The organism is Dialister hominis, from assembly GCF_007164725.1.
Taxonomy (GTDB): Bacteria; Bacillota; Negativicutes; order Veillonellales; family Dialisteraceae; genus Dialister; species Dialister hominis.
Genome location: NZ_AP019697.1, coordinates 1,492,228 through 1,506,899, shown reverse-complemented (window position 1 = coordinate 1,506,899; position 14,672 = coordinate 1,492,228). Strand labels below are relative to the sequence as shown.

The following is a 14,672-nucleotide window of genomic DNA, read 5'->3' as shown; positions in this document are numbered from 1 at the left end:
TTCTATCAACTCTTGACCGAAATTGTATAGAATCTTTTCCATGTTTTTGTTAAAATAGATACGAAACAAAGTACAGCCTTTGAGGCTTTTTTTAGAAGTGACAGGTGGACTATGCATATATTCATGACAAATGACGACGGCTTTGAATCTCCCGGTATTATTGAAATGGCAAAGAGACTTGCCAGGCTGGGCAGGGTGACGGTCATTGCACCGAACCGCGGGAGAAGCTCCTGCTCCAGTTCCCTTTCTCTCCAGACGTACCTGCGCATGTGGAAGAAGGAAAGCTATGGAGAAAATATTACGGTATTGTCCTGCAACGGCACGACAGCAGACTGCTGCAAGCTGGGGCTGGAACACTGGCTCCGTAATGACAAGCCGGATCTCATCGTTTCCGGCATGAACAACGGACTCAATAACGGCAGCGACTGCCTTTACAGCGGTACCATCGCAGGCGCCATGGAAAGCATTTTCCTTGGTATCCCTGCGATTGCGCTTTCCGCAGAAACGGTCAAGAAACCGGAATACCTGGCCAAGGCCGCAGACTTTGCTTTCGAAGTCGTGAAGAAATATTTCGTCGACTCCAGCTACAAGGGCATCCTTTCCCTCAACATCCCGAAAGAAGAGGAACATATCGGATGGAAGGATCTGAAAATTACAAAGCTCGGCATCCAGCGCTATGACAATGCGATCCGTGAAATGAAGGATCCGTCCGGCCATCTGGGCTTCTGGCTTTCCGGCACGATGCTTCCTGATGCCGTTCCGGATACAGATGTATTCTGGATCCACAGGGGATACCCGACACTGACAGCGCTCACATGGAACATGACAGACACAGATAGACTGGCAGAAGTCAAGGAAATCGCTGATACAGAAAAATAAGAATCGAAACAAGAATTCAAGAAGGGCTGTAGGAATGGCGGCATTTCCACAGCTCTTTTGCATTGCCAAATGTCCATATTTCTAAATTTTTCTATTGACTAACACCCCAGGGGGGTGTAGTATATAGCCGTAAGAAGTAAGGATTTCAGAAAGATCGGTGATGCAAATGGCAGAAGATAAAGAAATGGCATGCGAAGGCTGCCGCCATACGGAACGTACGGAAAGAGAAAGAAGCAATCTGATGAAGAGGCTTCGCACGATTGAGGGACAGATCCGCGGCATTGAGAAGATGGTCGAGAATGACGCGTACTGCCCGGATATTGTGATGCAGGTTTCCGCCGTTTCCAATGCATTGAACAGTTTCAACAAACTTCTTCTCGCGGCCCACATCCACGGCTGCGTGACGGAAGACATCAAGGAAGGCAAGGATGACAAGGTCGATGAACTTTGCACCATGCTGCAGAAACTGATGAAGTGATTTCTGGTCCAAATACAGCGGCCTTGCCGCTATGAAGGGGTGATTCAAGTGAGTGAGAAAGAAAATAAATGCCAGTACATGGTGACGGGCATGACCTGTGCAGCCTGCCAGGCTCATGTGGAAAAAGCCGTCAGCAAAGTGCCGGGCGTCGATAAAGTGACGGTCTCCCTTCTGATGAATTCCATGTCTGTCGAAGGATCGGCCAGTGCTGATTCCGTCGTTGCTGCTGTCGAAGCGGCAGGCTATGGGGCCAAACCCATGGATAGTGAGGTCAAGAGAGGATCTACTTCAGGATCGCTCGCAGCCGAGGAAGAAGCGCTGAAGGACAGGGAGACGCCGAAGCTGAAGAAGAGACTTATCCTCTCGCTCGTATTCCTGGCCGTCCTCATGTACCTTTCCATGGGACACAATATGCTGGGATTTCCTGTTCCGTCCTTTCTGGATGGAAATTACATCGGGCTTGGCATCACGCAGATGATTCTTGCGCTGATTGTCATGTTCGTGAACCGTGCATTCTTCACGTCCGGTTTCCGTTCCCTCTTCCAGGGAGCACCGAATATGGATGCGCTTGTCGCTCTCGGCTCGGGCGTTTCCTTCCTGTGGTCGCTCTCCGTCCTCTACAAGATGACGTACTTTGCGATGCAGGGGGAATCGATTGATATGCTTTACCGCGGGCAGCTTTACTTTGAGTCTGCGGCCATGATTCCGGCCCTGATTACCGTCGGAAAGCTTCTGGAATCGCTCTCCAAGGGACGTACGACCGATGCTTTGAAGGGGCTTATGAAACTTGCGCCGGAGACGGCGAATATCGAGCGGGACGGCATGGTCGTGACTGTCGGTATCAGCGAGGTCAAGCCTGGCGATATCTTCGTCGTCAAACCGGGCGAATCCATTCCGGTCGACGGGAAAATCATAGAAGGCGAGACGGCCGTCGATGCATCTGCCCTGACCGGCGAATCCGTTCCTGTCGACAAGGGAGCAGGCGATACTGTCAGCACCGCAACAATCAATACGACAGGCTTCATCCGCGTCAAAGCAACGCGTGTCGGTGAAGATACGACATTCTCCCAGATCGTCCACATGGTGAGCGATGCAGCTGCTACGAAAGCGCCGATTGCGCGCATTGCAGATAAAGTATCCGCTGTCTTTGTTCCAGCCGTCATCGGGGTTGCCATCGTCGTATTCATCATCTGGAAATTCCTCGGTGCTGATACGGCGACTGCTCTTGAATACGCAATCTGCGTACTCGTCATTTCCTGCCCCTGCGCACTGGGCCTGGCAACACCGGTTGCCATCATGGTCGGAAACGGCATGGGCGCCAAGAACGGCATCCTTTTTAAGACGAGCGAGGATCTTGAAAACGCAGGCAAGGTCAAGATTGTTGCCCTGGATAAGACAGGCACGATTACGACCGGCCGTCCTGAAGTGACGGACATCGTTCCGGCCGAAGGCGTCAGCGAGGAAGAACTCCTTACGACTGCTTACTCTCTGGAAGGAAAATCCGAGCATCCTCTGGCCCGCGCCATCGTCGAAGAAGGGGAGAAGAGAAACCTTAAAGCACATGCTATGGATAACTTCCGCATCGTTTCAGGAAGCGGGCTTCTTGCCAGCGATGAAGGCGTTTCTGTTCACGGCGGATCCCTTGATTATATTTCCTCCTATGTAAGCCTTGGCAGTCTCAAAGAAAAGGCAGAAGCGCTTGCCGATGAAGGAAAGACGCCTCTCTTCTTTGAAAAAGGAAAGAAACTCCTCGGCATGATCGCTGTCGCCGATGCGATCAAGGAAGACTCTGCAAGAGCCATCCGTATGCTCCATGATATGGGCATCGAAACCGTCATGGTGACCGGCGATAATGAAAAGACAGCGAAAACGATTGCCAAAAAGGCAGGCGTTGACCGCGTCATTGCGGGCGTCCTTCCTTCTGGTAAGGAAGAAGTCATCCGCGAGCTGCAGAAACGCGGCAGGGTTGCCATGGTAGGCGACGGCATCAATGATGCGCCGGCCCTGACCCGTGCTGATACAGGCATAGCTATCGGTGCAGGCACGGATGTAGCTATCGATTCTGCCGGTATCGTACTTATCAATTCGCGCCTGACGGATGTGGCGGCAGCTATCCGCCTTTCCAGAAAGACGCTGAAGAATATTTATGAAAACCTGTTCTGGGCATTTGCCTACAACGTCATCCTGATTCCGGTTGCAGCCGGCCTTTACCCAGGTATCCACATGAGCCCGATGTGGGGCGCGGCTGCCATGTCCCTTTCAAGCTTCACTGTCTGTATGAACGCGCTCCGTCTGAATTTCTTCAAGATGAAGGATGGGGAAGAGAGCGGGGAAGCTACGAAGGGAAATGCTCCTGTAAAGGAAGCTCCTGTTTTTAAGAAAGAAGCACCGAAAACAGCAAGCGCTCCTTCCAAAGATAATCTCAAGAAGGAAGTGCTCCATGTCGAAGGCATGATGTGCGAAAACTGTGAACGTCATGTGAAGGAAGCTTTAGAAGCGCTGCCGTTTATAGAAAGCGCAAAGGCCGATCATGTGAAAGGCACGGTAGATATTACCTCCGACGGGGAGCCGGACAGAAAAGCGATGGAAGATGCCATTTCCAAAGCAGGATATACATTGAAAGACGAACCTTCCACTGAAGGAAAGGCGACAGTCCTCGTAGGCGGGATGATGTGCGAAAACTGCGAGAAGCATGTGAAGAAAGCACTCGAATCTCTGCCGTTCATCGAAAGCGCCAGTGCCGATCATACGACCGGGCGTGTGGCCATTACTTACAGCTCACAACCCGTAGAGGAAGAGATGAAAGATGTCATTTCCAAAGCGGATTATGAATATCAGGGAATAGAATTCCCAAAGGAGGAAAACAAGATGAAAGAAACAGTTAAGATTGAAGGCATGATGTGCAATCATTGCGAAGCCACCGTCAAGAAAGCTCTCGAAGCATTGGACGGTGTAGACAGCGCTGAGGTATCCCACGAAAAGGGTACTGCCGTCCTCTCCGTGAGCAAGGCAGTCGCAGACGCTGATATCCAGAAGGCCGTCGAAGACAAGGACTACAAGTTCGTCGGCATCGAAAAGTAAGAAAAGCAGAAAGAGGATGCGGGCTGGAAGGCTCTGCATCCTCTTTTTCATTTTCAGCGGTAATAGAAGCTGGGAAGGCAATAAAAAAGATCCCGCATTGGGATCTTCTCTGTGGTGCCGGAGGCGGGACTTGAACCCGCACGATGTTGCCATCGCCAGATTTTGAGTCTGGTGCGTCTGCCATTCCGCCACTCCGGCATATCAACAAGAGTTATTTTAGCATATGACTGGAAGATTCGTCAATGGTCATTGAAAACGATTCATTTTGACCTTTTTATTTTCATCACTTCATCAGCGTGCTATGATAGTGTATATTAGCCGAAAAAGAAATGAGATGGTCATATGTTCAAATTACTGCTTCTGGGCCTTCTGGCTCTCTTCAGCCTGTATCGGCTGCATGAAAATTATGATTTTCTGACACTTTGCGCAACGGCCATCGTCGTTGCCGCATTTTCGCTTTCCTGTCTCCATTTATGGAGAAGAAGGTAGGAGGGGCGCTGCCCCATAGAAGAAGGGCCTGGCCCTAAGGAGGGATTTCTTTTGGATGTAAAAACATTAGCATGGCAGGAAAAAGAGACGGTAGTCAGCCTTCGCCGTCATTTCCATGAAAATCCGGAATTATCGCAGAAAGAATTCAAGACGATGGATACCATCGAGGAATTCCTGCACAAGTATGGCATAGAAACAGTCAGAGTGCCGCACGGCGGCGTATTCGGCTTCCTGGACAGCGGGAAACCGGGTTGGACGATGCTCATGAGAGCAGACATTGATGCGCTTCCCATCAAGGAAGACCCCGTCAATATGGCAAAGGAAAGAGTCTGCATTTCAGAAAATGAAGGCATCATGCATGCCTGCGGCCATGACGGCCATATGGCGATGCTCCTTACCGAAGCCAAAATCCTTGCCCAGCACAAGGATGAATGGGAAGGAAAGATCGTCTTCATGTTCGAAGAGGCTGAGGAAATGGGGGAAAGAGGCATTGCGCCGCTTCTCCGCTACCTCCGCGATAACAAAATCCATATCGATACCTGCTTCGGCACCCATGTCATGTGGAATCTTCCGGCAGGAAAGGTCAGCATCCTTTACGGAAGTGCACTGGCCGGAGCTTACTTCTTCCGCGTGAAGCTTCACGGGAAGAGCGGCCACGGATCCCGTCCGGACATGGCACAAAGCCCGATCGAATGCTTCATTTCCATTGCGAGCGAACTTCGTTCCTACCGCATGCGTGCCGTCGATCCGTCCGACAGCCTGACATACTCCTTCGGATGCGTGCAGGCAGGCCATGAACCGAATATCATTCCGGATGAATTGATGTTTGCAGGCACCGCCCGCTGCACAAAGAATGACGACGGCCTTGCTTTCCGCGATACCTTCCTCAAAGTGACGAAAGGCATTGCCGAGCTCCACGGCCTGACGGCAGAAATCGTCGAAGACCAGTACTTCCCGGTTACCGTCAATACGAAGGAATGCGTCGATCTTGCCAGAAAATCTGTCACTGAAGCCCTTGGAAGCGATGCGCTTGATCCGGACTGCCCGATGTGGATGGCCACGGAAACCTTCTCCATTACGGAATCGACATATCCGGGCGTCTTCTTCTTCACCGGCATCAATGATCCGGAAGTCGGAAGCGGAAGCCCGCACCACACACCGAAATTCGACATTGCAGAAGACGGCCTCGTCACAGGCGTTGCCGCCGCTCTTGCCTATGTCACAAGAGCTCTGGCAGAAAAGCCCGAAACACCGTTCTTCCATCCGACGGACCTTGAAAGCATGCTGAAATTAACCTGATCAATAAAAAATAAAGCCTCCCGTAATTTATAGATTATTTATGGAGGCTTTATTTTTTTGTTCTTTTCTATGGAAACGCCTTCGATAAAGTCCTATAATATAGATAGATAAAGAAATGGTTTCGGAAAGAAGAAGGCGATGATCATGTTAAGTTCAATTGTATTGATACTCGGGAGTCTGCTCTTCATTGGCGCAGGCATATTCTGCATCCTGCAGCCGGAGATCTCGCTTCTGATCGTTGGTTGGTATATCGGATTCGTACTCGTCCTGGGCGGCGCGCTCCAGATAATCCGCTTTTTCCAGATTGATCCGGGCTACCGTTCCTTCTGGCATCTGCTTATTGCCCTGCTCGACGTAGTATTCGGCATCTGGATGCTTGTCAGCATGGTATTCACGCTGGTTGCCTACATGCTTCCGCTTATGTTTGCCATCTACATCCTGCTCCGCGGCATCCTGATGATCGTACTCCGGAAGAAGAAAGAAAAGGAAATGAAGCACTCTTCGCTTTACATGCCTGTAGCTATCATTGAAATCCTGATCGGCGCAGCCCTTGTTTTGAGACCGGATGCAGCAAGCATCATCTTCATGTACTGCGTAGCACTGGCACTCATCTGGACCGGCATCTCGACATTCATGATCTGGAGACAGAGCGAAGCAGCTGACGATTCTGAATCATAAAAGCAATTGTAAAGGGACTATGATAAAATGTGCAATCATTTTGTCACAGTCCTTTTTTCGTGAACAGTATCAATTTCAGGCAATAAAAAAACCGCAGCGCCATCACTACGGTTTTTCTTCGGAAAAGAATTAAGCCTTTTCTTCCATTGCTTCTTTGTAAGCTTCCTTTGCTTCTTCCTTAGCTTCTTCTTCAGCTAATTTAGCTTTTTCAGCCTGGATTTTAGCAACAGCAGCCTGTACATTCGCGTTCAGACGGGATTTCTTACGAGCTGCGGCATTCTTGTGAATGACGCCTTTCTGAGCAGCGCTATCGATAACGCTTACAGCAGCACGGATAGCTTCGTCCTGGTTTTCCGTAGCAGCAGCAGCGACAGCTTTCTTAACGGAGCTGTGGATTCTGGATTTAATAGCAGAATTTGCAGCCTTCTTTGCAGCGTCCTGTCTCATGCTTTTCATATTGGATTTAATCTGTGGCAATGATTTCACCTCCCGTCTGCATTATTCATACCATGACATTCTATCATATTTCATCAATCAAGGCAAGAAATTTTCTGAAAATTCAAAAGGTACGATGTTTTGCGGAAAAGACGGGAAAAGTCAGGGCGAACAGGAGAATTTTGTTTGAATCGAAGTATGTCTTTTTGTACAATAGAAATGTAAGAGCCGGAGGTTCCGGTTCGGAAGGAGACCTTATGCTATTCGTCGGAGTAGATCTCGTCAAGATAGAACGCTGGGAACGGATTCTGGAGAAATTTCCTGCCAGGGCAGAGAAAATTTTCACGCCGGATGAAATTGCCCATTGCGAAAAGAAAGGAAAGAAGCGGGCTGAGTCCTATGCGGCTCTCTGGGGAGCCAGGGAAGCGGCCGGCAAAGCGCTGGGAATCGGCATCTTCGGATCGGCCTGGCAGGATGCCTATGTCACATGGTCCAAGTGGGGAGCACCGGAGCTTCATCTGAAGGGCACGTTTGAAAAGCGGGCCAGGGAGCTTGGCGTCACGGAAATGTCGATTTCCATTTCGCATGAAGATCATATGTCCATCGCGGTGGTCGTGATGGCAGGAGGCAAATCATGATTCTGACAAGTACGGCGGAGTCCAGGCTGCTGGACAAGATCGCTATGACAGAGTACGGACTGCCGGAAGCTGTCCTGATGGAAAATGCAGGACGCGCTGTCGTCAGCCGCATGAGAGAGTTTACGGACTGGGAAGGCGCATTCACTGTCATTGTCTGCGGCACGGGCAATAATGGCGGGGATGGATTTGTCAGCGCCCGCTATGCAAGAGGCGCAGGCGCCAGGGTCCTGGTCATCCTCATGGGGGATCCGTCCCACATGGGAGAGTCGGCAAAGATGTACCGGAAGACGGCTGAGAAGATGGGGATTCCTGTCATTGAGGTGATGGAAGCAGAAGAAGCGGTTCCCTACCTCTATGATGCGGATATCATCATCGATTCTTTGATTGGAACGGGCCTTGCAAGCAAAGTGAAGGGCGAGAAGGCAGCGCTCATCGATATCATCAATGACACGGATGCGCTCGTCGTTTCGACCGACATTCCAAGCGGCCTTGTGACGGATACGGGAAGACCGGCAGGGACGGCTGTCAATGCGGATTTCACCGTCGCTCTGGGTTCGGTGAAGCGCGGGCATGTCCTTTATCCGGGAAGCGAGCATACGGGCCGTCTTCTCTTTTCGCCGATTGGCATTCCTGAGGAAGCATCCGAGGATTTCCCTGTCCGCCTTCTTTTCAGGGAAGACATCGCGCCTCTTCTTCCTGTAAGGAATCAGATTTCCCATAAAGGAAAGAACGGATTCCTTGGCATTTTTGCAGGGTCGTCCGGTATGGAAGGCGCAGCCCTCCTTGCGGGGCAGGGCGCCCTCTATGCAGGGGCCGGCAAGACAGCCATCATCACGACAGGCGATGCTGCACCCATCATGGCAGGAAAGTTCCCTGAAATCATGGTTTCCTCCATCGGAAACGGTCCGCACTTCACGGAAGACATGGCGGAAGCTGCCCTTGAGAAGGCCAAGGCGTATGACGTCATCGCCATCGGGCCCGGCATCGGCAGGGATGAGGAAACGGTGAAGTTCGTGAAGAAAATGGTCGAAAACTTTGAGAAGACGATCATCCTTGATGCGGACGGGCTCTACGCGGCCGCCGAGGCGAAGATCGATTTCAAGTCCTGCCCGGGCCGGTTGATCCTGACGCCTCATGTGGGAGAGTTCGCAAGGCTGACAGGCCTTTCTGCTTCCGAAATCGAGGAGAAGAGGATTGATGCTGCGTCCGATTTCTCGAAGAAGAACCGTCTCGTCCTTGTCCTTAAGGGCGCGCCTACGGTCATCGGCCTTCCTGACGGCCGCTCCTACGTCAATACGACGGGAAATCCAGGCATGGCGACAGGCGGCATGGGAGATACGCTGACAGGTGTCATCGGCGCGATGGCGGCGCAGGGCATGAGCCCGTCTTCCTCGGCAGCGGTCGGCGTCTATCTTCACGGCCTTGCCGGAGATCTGGCGGCAGAAACGACGCCGGTGGGTTACCGCGTGACCGATCTGGCACGCCTCCTTCCAAAGGCAAGGGCGCAGATCACTGAAATGGATGAATAGTAGTTGGGGGTATTAAAGACTGGGGGATTTTATGCATTTATTCAAAAAGTTAGCAAAAGCATTCATGATCATCCTTCTGGCAGCTGTCACAGGCTTTGCACTGGCAGGCTGCGGGGGAAGCGGCGCATCATCAAGCTCAGCGAAAGCGCCGGCAGCAGGCGCTGCAAAGACGCCGGCCAAACCGGGAGACAAGCTCATTATCCGCATGCTCGATATCGGGCAGGGCGATGCTTTCCTTCTTGAAAAGGACGGCAAGTTTGCCATGATCGATACAGGCGATGTCGAATACAGAGAGGCACTCGTGAAGTACCTTCATGAATACGGCGTCAAGGAATTATCCAATGTCATCATCACGCATCCGCATGCCGATCACATGGGCGGCATGAAGGCTGTCTTCGACAATATCAAAGTCGACAACATTTATGACGACGGCGTTCCGACAAATACGAATACGTACAAGACTTACCTGAAGAATATCAAGACAAAGAACATCCCGTTCCATATTCCGAAGGCCGGCGAAACGATTGCTCTCTTTGACGGCGTTGATTTCCACGTAGCAGGACCGGTCAGTGAAATCACGGACCAGAAGGGCCGCCCGGATCTCAATAATAATTCCATCGTAGGAAAGCTGACATACGGAGATTTCTCCATGCTCTTTACAGGGGACGCAGAGAAGGAAGAAGAGTCTGCCATCCTCAAGAGCGGCTTTGGTCTGAAGAGTGATGTCCTCAAGGTCGGCCATCACGGCAGCCGCACAGGCACGACGCCTTCCTTCCTGAAAGCAGTCGCTCCCAAGGAAGCATTCATTTCCTGCGGACAGGGCAATGATTACGGCCATCCGCACAAGGAAACGATGACGAAGCTTGAAAATGCAGGCATCCACATTTTCCGCACGGACCGCGACGGCACTGTCACACTCACGACGGACGGAAGCACGTACCAGATTGCAAAGGAGCACTAACATGAAAAAAGAAGCCATTGTAGACCGCATTGAAGGGAAAGTTGCCGTTCTCCTGACAGACGACGAAGAGGAAATCCATATTCCTGCTGCCTGGTTCGACGATATGCATGAAGGCATGGCCATCGACATGGAATTCACCGAAAATCCTGAAAGGGAAAAGGAATCCATGGAATCCGCCGAAGACCTTCTGGCAGATATCAAGAAAATGAACGGAATTGAATAATCAATAATCATAAAGGGGCTGCAGAGATGTAATCATTACTGCGGCCTCTTTTATTATGGAAATCTTCTCCGATGCCATATTTCATTTGCGGCAGGACGCGCCGCGGCGTAATATAGAGAGAAGCTGAAATACGGCAGGAATGGAAGCAGCCGGGAAGGATGTTTCCTGTTTTTGAAAGGAGTTTCATATGGCACAGACTAAGAGAGAACTCGTAAAGGCAGCTCTTGACTGCAGACCGGCAGACCGCGTGCCGGTAGGTTTCTGGCATCATTTCCTGGCAGATCAGAGACACGCAGACGCACTGGCCGATCCTTCGGCATGGAAGGACAATCTGGCGGGCCATGAATCGTTTTACCAGTCATGGCATCCGGATTTCATGAAAGTCATGACGGATGGATTTTTCCTCTATCCGCACCAGCAGCTTCATGACCTGAAATCGATCAGGGATGCTGCCGGCATCAGACCGCTTGGCAGGGATTCGGAATGGGTCCAGAAGCAGGTAGAGCTCTGCGGCATCCTGACAGAGCGGTACGGGAAAGACGTCATGGTTTTCTACAATCTTTTCGCGCCGACAAGATGCATTGAATTCCAGCAGACAGGAAGCGATGCGAAGACAGTCATCACCCGTTTCATGAAGGAAGATCCGGAAGCCCTGAAGGAAGTCATGGCCGTACTGACGGAAGATATCGCAACACTGGCCCGCGCTGTCATCACAGAAGGCCATGCAGACAGCATCTACCTTTCCGTACAGAATATCCCGCATCCGGACATGACGAAGGAAAAGTACCGCGAATTCATCACGCCTTCCGAGAAGGCGGTCCTCGAAGCGGCCAATGAATCATCTGATTACAACCTTCTTCATATCTGCGGCTACATGGGATGCCACAATGATCTGACATGGTATAAGGACTATCCGTTCAAGGCCGTCAACTGGGCTGTCGCTTTTGAAGGCGTGCCGCTTGAAAAGGGAGAGGAAATCTTTGATCACCGCTGCGTGATCGGAGGATTCGACAACAATCCTGAGGGCGTCCTCTACAGCGGAAGCAGGGAAGAGGTCGAAGCAGAAACGAAGAAGATCCTGGACAAGGCGGGAACGAAGGGCGTCATCTTAGGCGCTGACTGCACCGTCCCCAAGGATATCGACCCCGTGCGCTTTGAATGGGTCAGGGAAGCTGCTGAAAAATACTCGAAATAAGGATATCTTTCTCTTTACATCAGCGTGGTTCCTTAGCGGAATGAAGAACAAAAATGATGGAATAGCATCTGTCTTATAAGAACCGGTTAATTTTCACTTGACAATATCGCCTCATATAGTGTAAAGTATTTAAAGTCAGTTATATGGAGCGATACTCAAGTGGCTGAAGAGGACGGTTTGCTAAATCGTTAGACCGGTTTCCGGTGCGGGAGTTCGAATCTCCCTCGCTCCGCCACAATAAAACGTCAACCGAGGTTGGCGTTTTTTAATTGTAAAAAGTATATAACGATATGATTCGAACTGTATGATTCCTTAGAAATATGTTATAATTTATAGAAGTGAAACGATACCAGAACATCATATTTCGAAGGGGGCCAAGTTATGTCTATTTCATTTATTCTGCGCATGATTTCCTCCGCCGTCAGCGGAAATTCTTCTTCGGCAAAACCAGAGAGCATCAATGGCGAAGTCGAAAGAGCCAGACGCAGAGCTACGAAAAGAATCAACAGAGCTAAGGTGCGCGCTCAGGATGAGCTCGGGGAACTCGACCGCGTCAGGATCACACTGATGTCCGGCGACATGAAGAAATTCACGAACCTGTTCTCCCAGCTCGAGAATGTAGATTTCCATGACTGCGAAAATCTGACCGGACTTGATCATTTCAATAAGGAAAGAAAGAACTGGAAGGAACTGGAAAACCTGTCTGCCAAGGCTATGAGCGTCGTCACTCTGACCGGTGCTATGGACGCTGTAGGCTTCGGCGCAGGCGTCCTCGATACCTTCGCCATCGTTCCGCAGATCAAAGGCCTTGACATTGCAGCCGCTGAAAAGCATGATACGGCAGCCCTTCGTGAAATGGGCATCCGTCTGCAGGCATTCCAGCAGGAAGTGAAGAGACTCTGCACCCGCATGCAGGAAATCCGCCGCGAAGCCCGTCAGGCAGAAGATGCGCTTCTTGACCTCTCCGATTACTTTGAAGACGGTATTGAAGATATCCGCCGCATCCAGTCTACTTCCGGCAATGACTGGAAGAAGTACACACCTGCTCAGAAGATCCTGATCGGCCGTACTGCACAGATTGCCCGCCTGATCCGCGCACTCTCGGAAGTCCGTTTCCTGACAGACGGCGCAGACCTTCGTCCGGAAATCCGCGAGGCTCTGGAAGCATCCGAAGAACTCCTTGATGAACTCGGCGCTTAGTCAGTAATAGGAAAGCAGCGGCAGGACCGCTGCTTTTTCCATGCCATAAAAGGTACTAATTCTTGCCTGTTTATAGTACAATAGCAGAGGTGAAACGGATATCTCTGCCAGAGGAGGATACCTATGAGAAAATTCAGGACTTGCCTGATGACGCTGGGCTTCTGCCTGGCCGTGTGCAGTTTTTCCGAGGCAGCTGCGAGCGACCCTTACTACCTGAACGGGGATAAGAACTATCCCATGATCCAGAATACAGGCGGCATTTACAATGACGGCACCACGGGACTTTTCCTGGATCTGTCCACCGTGACGATCGAGGATGTCTTCGAGGACGGCCTTGCAGCCAGGGTCAAGCTCATGAATCTTGTCTCCAATAAGGAAACAGGGGAGGCATGGGTTCATGTCCGTTTTGACGTAGATGGCAGGGTATGGGCACAGAGAACGGATGGGAAATGGAGCGAAGTTTCCAAAAATTTCGACGATCCTGCTGCGCTTGCCGTCATGTTTGTCCGTGAAGAAATGGGCGACGATGCGAGAAGGAGCGTCCTTACATCACAGATTTCTAAAATCATGGCATCCAAGAAGGAGGCGCTGGGGAAAACAGCACCTTCTGATGATGCAAAGCTTCCTGCCGCTGACGGCGGCGTCAAGCGAAAGGGAGAAGTCGTAAAATCATCTTCCACTGACGTTTCCCAAAAGAATACGCCTGCTGCAGAAGATTCCTCTAAGGGACCTTCAAAGAAGGAAGGCAGTGCTGGAAAGAACGAAAAGCCTTCGGAAAATCCAGATGCAGCAAAGAAACAAGACGATATTTCCGACGTCAAGGTGACCATCACCGAAGCGCCGAAAGTCGAAATCGTCAAGACACCGCCTGTACAGGTGGACATCACACCCGCTCCACCTTCCCCGAATGGGAATTAAGAGAAGGGCGAACGATAATCGATAAGAAAGAGGAGTATCATGGCAAAGAACTACTATGAATTACATGTGGCAGGCTGCACAAGACAGCTTCCAATCCTTCCAGTCAGCGACACATTGTCGATTGCAGGCTTCGTTATCCTCGGGGATACGGAGATCGTTACCAGGGCATCCGAAGAACTAGCTGCCAGGGTTCCGAAAGACACAGATATCATAATGACCGCTGAAACGAAGGGCATTCCCCTTGCAGCTGAACTGGCGCGTGTCCTTGGCATGAAGCGCTACATCGTTGCAAGAAAGTCTGTCAAAGCGTATATGCAGAACCCGATCTGGGTGGAAGATGAATCCATCACGACGAAGGGCAAGCAGCGCCTTTACCTCATGGACACGGATGTGGAAATGCTCCACGGCAAAAACGTCCTCCTTCTTGATGATGTCATCAGCACAGGCGGATCCATGAAAGCCATGAAGGCCCTTGCTGAAAAAGCAGGCGCTCATGTCATTGGCGAAGCTGCCATCCTTGCAGAAGGAAATGCAGCAAAGAGAGACGACATCATTTTCCTTGAAAAACTCCCTCTTTTTGAACACGAATAATTCTTTTAACATCCGGGAAGCGGTGAATCTGCTTCCCGGATGTGATATAATAAACGATACGAATTGTATCTTTTGACC

15 protein-coding genes and 2 tRNA genes are annotated in these 14,672 nt (G+C 50.9%); 15 read left to right on the top strand and 2 right to left on the bottom strand.

Going from position 1 to position 14,672, the window contains the following annotated elements; translation table 11 throughout:
- Positions 1 to 111 precede the first annotated feature (111 nt).
- The 3 genes from surE (at position 112) to Dia5BBH33_RS06995 (ending at position 4,438) form a co-directional block, all read left to right on the top strand.
- Positions 112 to 879 (top strand): 5'/3'-nucleotidase SurE, encoded by a 768-nt coding sequence (gene surE / locus Dia5BBH33_RS07005; RefSeq protein WP_022382604.1) that lies wholly within the window; start codon positions 112 to 114, stop codon positions 877 to 879.
- A gap of 166 nt (positions 880 to 1,045) precedes the next feature.
- Positions 1,046 to 1,357: a metal-sensing transcriptional repressor gene (locus Dia5BBH33_RS07000; RefSeq protein WP_108850765.1), complete on the top strand. Its 312-nt coding sequence runs from the start codon at positions 1,046 to 1,048 to the stop codon at positions 1,355 to 1,357.
- A gap of 48 nt (positions 1,358 to 1,405) precedes the next feature.
- A complete protein-coding gene (locus Dia5BBH33_RS06995; protein ID WP_232518026.1) occupies positions 1,406 to 4,438 on the top strand; it encodes a heavy metal translocating P-type ATPase in 3,033 nt (1,010 codons plus the stop codon).
- 112 nt (positions 4,439 to 4,550) lie between these two features.
- Here Dia5BBH33_RS06995 and Dia5BBH33_RS06990 read toward each other — a convergent pair.
- Positions 4,551 to 4,636: transfer RNA gene (locus tag Dia5BBH33_RS06990), tRNA-Leu, on the bottom strand.
- Between the two features lie 144 nt (positions 4,637 to 4,780).
- On the opposite strand from Dia5BBH33_RS06990, the gene Dia5BBH33_RS11035 reads away from it, so the two are divergent.
- The 3 genes from Dia5BBH33_RS11035 to Dia5BBH33_RS06980 all read left to right on the top strand — a co-directional run bounded on the left by Dia5BBH33_RS11035 (position 4,781) and on the right by Dia5BBH33_RS06980 (position 6,904).
- A complete protein-coding gene (locus Dia5BBH33_RS11035; protein ID WP_157952103.1) occupies positions 4,781 to 4,927 on the top strand; it encodes a hypothetical protein in 147 nt (48 codons plus the stop codon).
- A gap of 51 nt (positions 4,928 to 4,978) precedes the next feature.
- A complete protein-coding gene (locus tag Dia5BBH33_RS06985) occupies positions 4,979 to 6,226 on the top strand; it encodes a M20 metallopeptidase family protein (protein ID WP_143332632.1) in 1,248 nt (415 codons plus the stop codon).
- 144 nt (positions 6,227 to 6,370) lie between these two features.
- Positions 6,371 to 6,904 (top strand): HdeD family acid-resistance protein, encoded by a 534-nt coding sequence (locus tag Dia5BBH33_RS06980; protein WP_022382600.1) that lies wholly within the window; start codon positions 6,371 to 6,373, stop codon positions 6,902 to 6,904.
- A 129-nt stretch (positions 6,905 to 7,033) separates the two neighbouring features.
- Here the strand turns inward: Dia5BBH33_RS06980 and rpsT are convergent, their stop codons facing one another.
- Positions 7,034 to 7,390, bottom strand: a complete 357-nt coding sequence (gene rpsT / locus Dia5BBH33_RS06975) for a 30S ribosomal protein S20 (RefSeq protein WP_370803393.1) — start codon at positions 7,388 to 7,390, stop codon at positions 7,034 to 7,036.
- Positions 7,391 to 7,596: 206 nt separating this feature from the next.
- Here rpsT and acpS point away from each other — a divergent pair, with 206 nt between their 5' ends.
- The 9 genes from acpS (at position 7,597) to Dia5BBH33_RS06930 (ending at position 14,594) form a co-directional block, all read left to right on the top strand.
- Positions 7,597 to 7,977 carry a holo-ACP synthase gene (gene acpS, locus Dia5BBH33_RS06970; protein WP_022382598.1) on the top strand — a complete coding sequence of 127 codons (381 nt, stop codon included), beginning with the start codon at positions 7,597 to 7,599 and terminating at the stop codon, positions 7,975 to 7,977.
- Positions 7,974 to 9,506: an NAD(P)H-hydrate dehydratase gene (locus tag Dia5BBH33_RS06965; RefSeq protein ID WP_143332631.1), complete on the top strand. Its 1,533-nt coding sequence runs from the start codon at positions 7,974 to 7,976 to the stop codon at positions 9,504 to 9,506. The genes acpS and Dia5BBH33_RS06965 overlap by 4 nt, the downstream gene beginning before the upstream one ends.
- A 31-nt stretch (positions 9,507 to 9,537) precedes the next feature.
- On the top strand, positions 9,538 to 10,467 hold the full coding sequence (locus tag Dia5BBH33_RS06960) for a ComEC/Rec2 family competence protein (RefSeq protein WP_143332630.1): 930 nt from the start codon (positions 9,538 to 9,540) through the stop codon (positions 10,465 to 10,467).
- A gap of 1 nt (position 10,468) precedes the next feature.
- Positions 10,469 to 10,690, top strand: a complete 222-nt coding sequence (locus Dia5BBH33_RS06955; RefSeq protein WP_022382595.1) for a DUF3006 domain-containing protein — start codon at positions 10,469 to 10,471, stop codon at positions 10,688 to 10,690.
- A gap of 187 nt (positions 10,691 to 10,877) precedes the next feature.
- Positions 10,878 to 11,885 carry a uroporphyrinogen decarboxylase family protein gene (locus Dia5BBH33_RS06950; protein WP_022382594.1) on the top strand — a complete coding sequence of 336 codons (1,008 nt, stop codon included), beginning with the start codon at positions 10,878 to 10,880 and terminating at the stop codon, positions 11,883 to 11,885.
- 145 nt (positions 11,886 to 12,030) lie between these two features.
- Positions 12,031 to 12,120, top strand: a tRNA-Ser gene (locus Dia5BBH33_RS06945).
- A 146-nt stretch (positions 12,121 to 12,266) separates the two neighbouring features.
- The gene (locus Dia5BBH33_RS06940; RefSeq protein ID WP_022382593.1) at positions 12,267 to 13,085 is read left to right on the top strand and encodes a hypothetical protein; all 819 of its coding nucleotides are present in this window, start codon (positions 12,267 to 12,269) and stop codon (positions 13,083 to 13,085) included.
- A 123-nt stretch (positions 13,086 to 13,208) separates the two neighbouring features.
- Entirely contained in the window at positions 13,209 to 14,003 is a 795-nt protein-coding gene (locus tag Dia5BBH33_RS06935; protein WP_022382592.1) for a hypothetical protein, read from the top strand.
- A gap of 39 nt (positions 14,004 to 14,042) precedes the next feature.
- A complete protein-coding gene (locus tag Dia5BBH33_RS06930; protein ID WP_022382591.1) occupies positions 14,043 to 14,594 on the top strand; it encodes a phosphoribosyltransferase family protein in 552 nt (183 codons plus the stop codon).
- Positions 14,595 to 14,672: the final 78 nt, after the last annotated feature.

Coding starts and splice junctions, on each gene's coding strand:
- Dia5BBH33_RS06935 (WP_022382592.1), top strand. CDS start 13,209: ATGAGAAAATTCAGGACTTGCCTGATGACGCTGGGCTTCTGCCTGGCC.
- surE (WP_022382604.1), top strand. CDS start 112: ATGCATATATTCATGACAAATGACGACGGCTTTGAATCTCCCGGTATT.
- acpS (WP_022382598.1), top strand. CDS start 7,597: ATGCTATTCGTCGGAGTAGATCTCGTCAAGATAGAACGCTGGGAACGG.
- Dia5BBH33_RS06980 (WP_022382600.1), top strand. CDS start 6,371: ATGTTAAGTTCAATTGTATTGATACTCGGGAGTCTGCTCTTCATTGGC.
- Dia5BBH33_RS11035 (WP_157952103.1), top strand. CDS start 4,781: ATGTTCAAATTACTGCTTCTGGGCCTTCTGGCTCTCTTCAGCCTGTAT.
- Dia5BBH33_RS06965 (WP_143332631.1), top strand. CDS start 7,974: ATGATTCTGACAAGTACGGCGGAGTCCAGGCTGCTGGACAAGATCGCT.
- Dia5BBH33_RS06940 (WP_022382593.1), top strand. CDS start 12,267: ATGTCTATTTCATTTATTCTGCGCATGATTTCCTCCGCCGTCAGCGGA.
- Dia5BBH33_RS06955 (WP_022382595.1), top strand. CDS start 10,469: ATGAAAAAAGAAGCCATTGTAGACCGCATTGAAGGGAAAGTTGCCGTT.
- Dia5BBH33_RS07000 (WP_108850765.1), top strand. CDS start 1,046: ATGGCAGAAGATAAAGAAATGGCATGCGAAGGCTGCCGCCATACGGAA.
- Dia5BBH33_RS06960 (WP_143332630.1), top strand. CDS start 9,538: ATGCATTTATTCAAAAAGTTAGCAAAAGCATTCATGATCATCCTTCTG.
- Dia5BBH33_RS06930 (WP_022382591.1), top strand. CDS start 14,043: ATGGCAAAGAACTACTATGAATTACATGTGGCAGGCTGCACAAGACAG.
- Dia5BBH33_RS06950 (WP_022382594.1), top strand. CDS start 10,878: ATGGCACAGACTAAGAGAGAACTCGTAAAGGCAGCTCTTGACTGCAGA.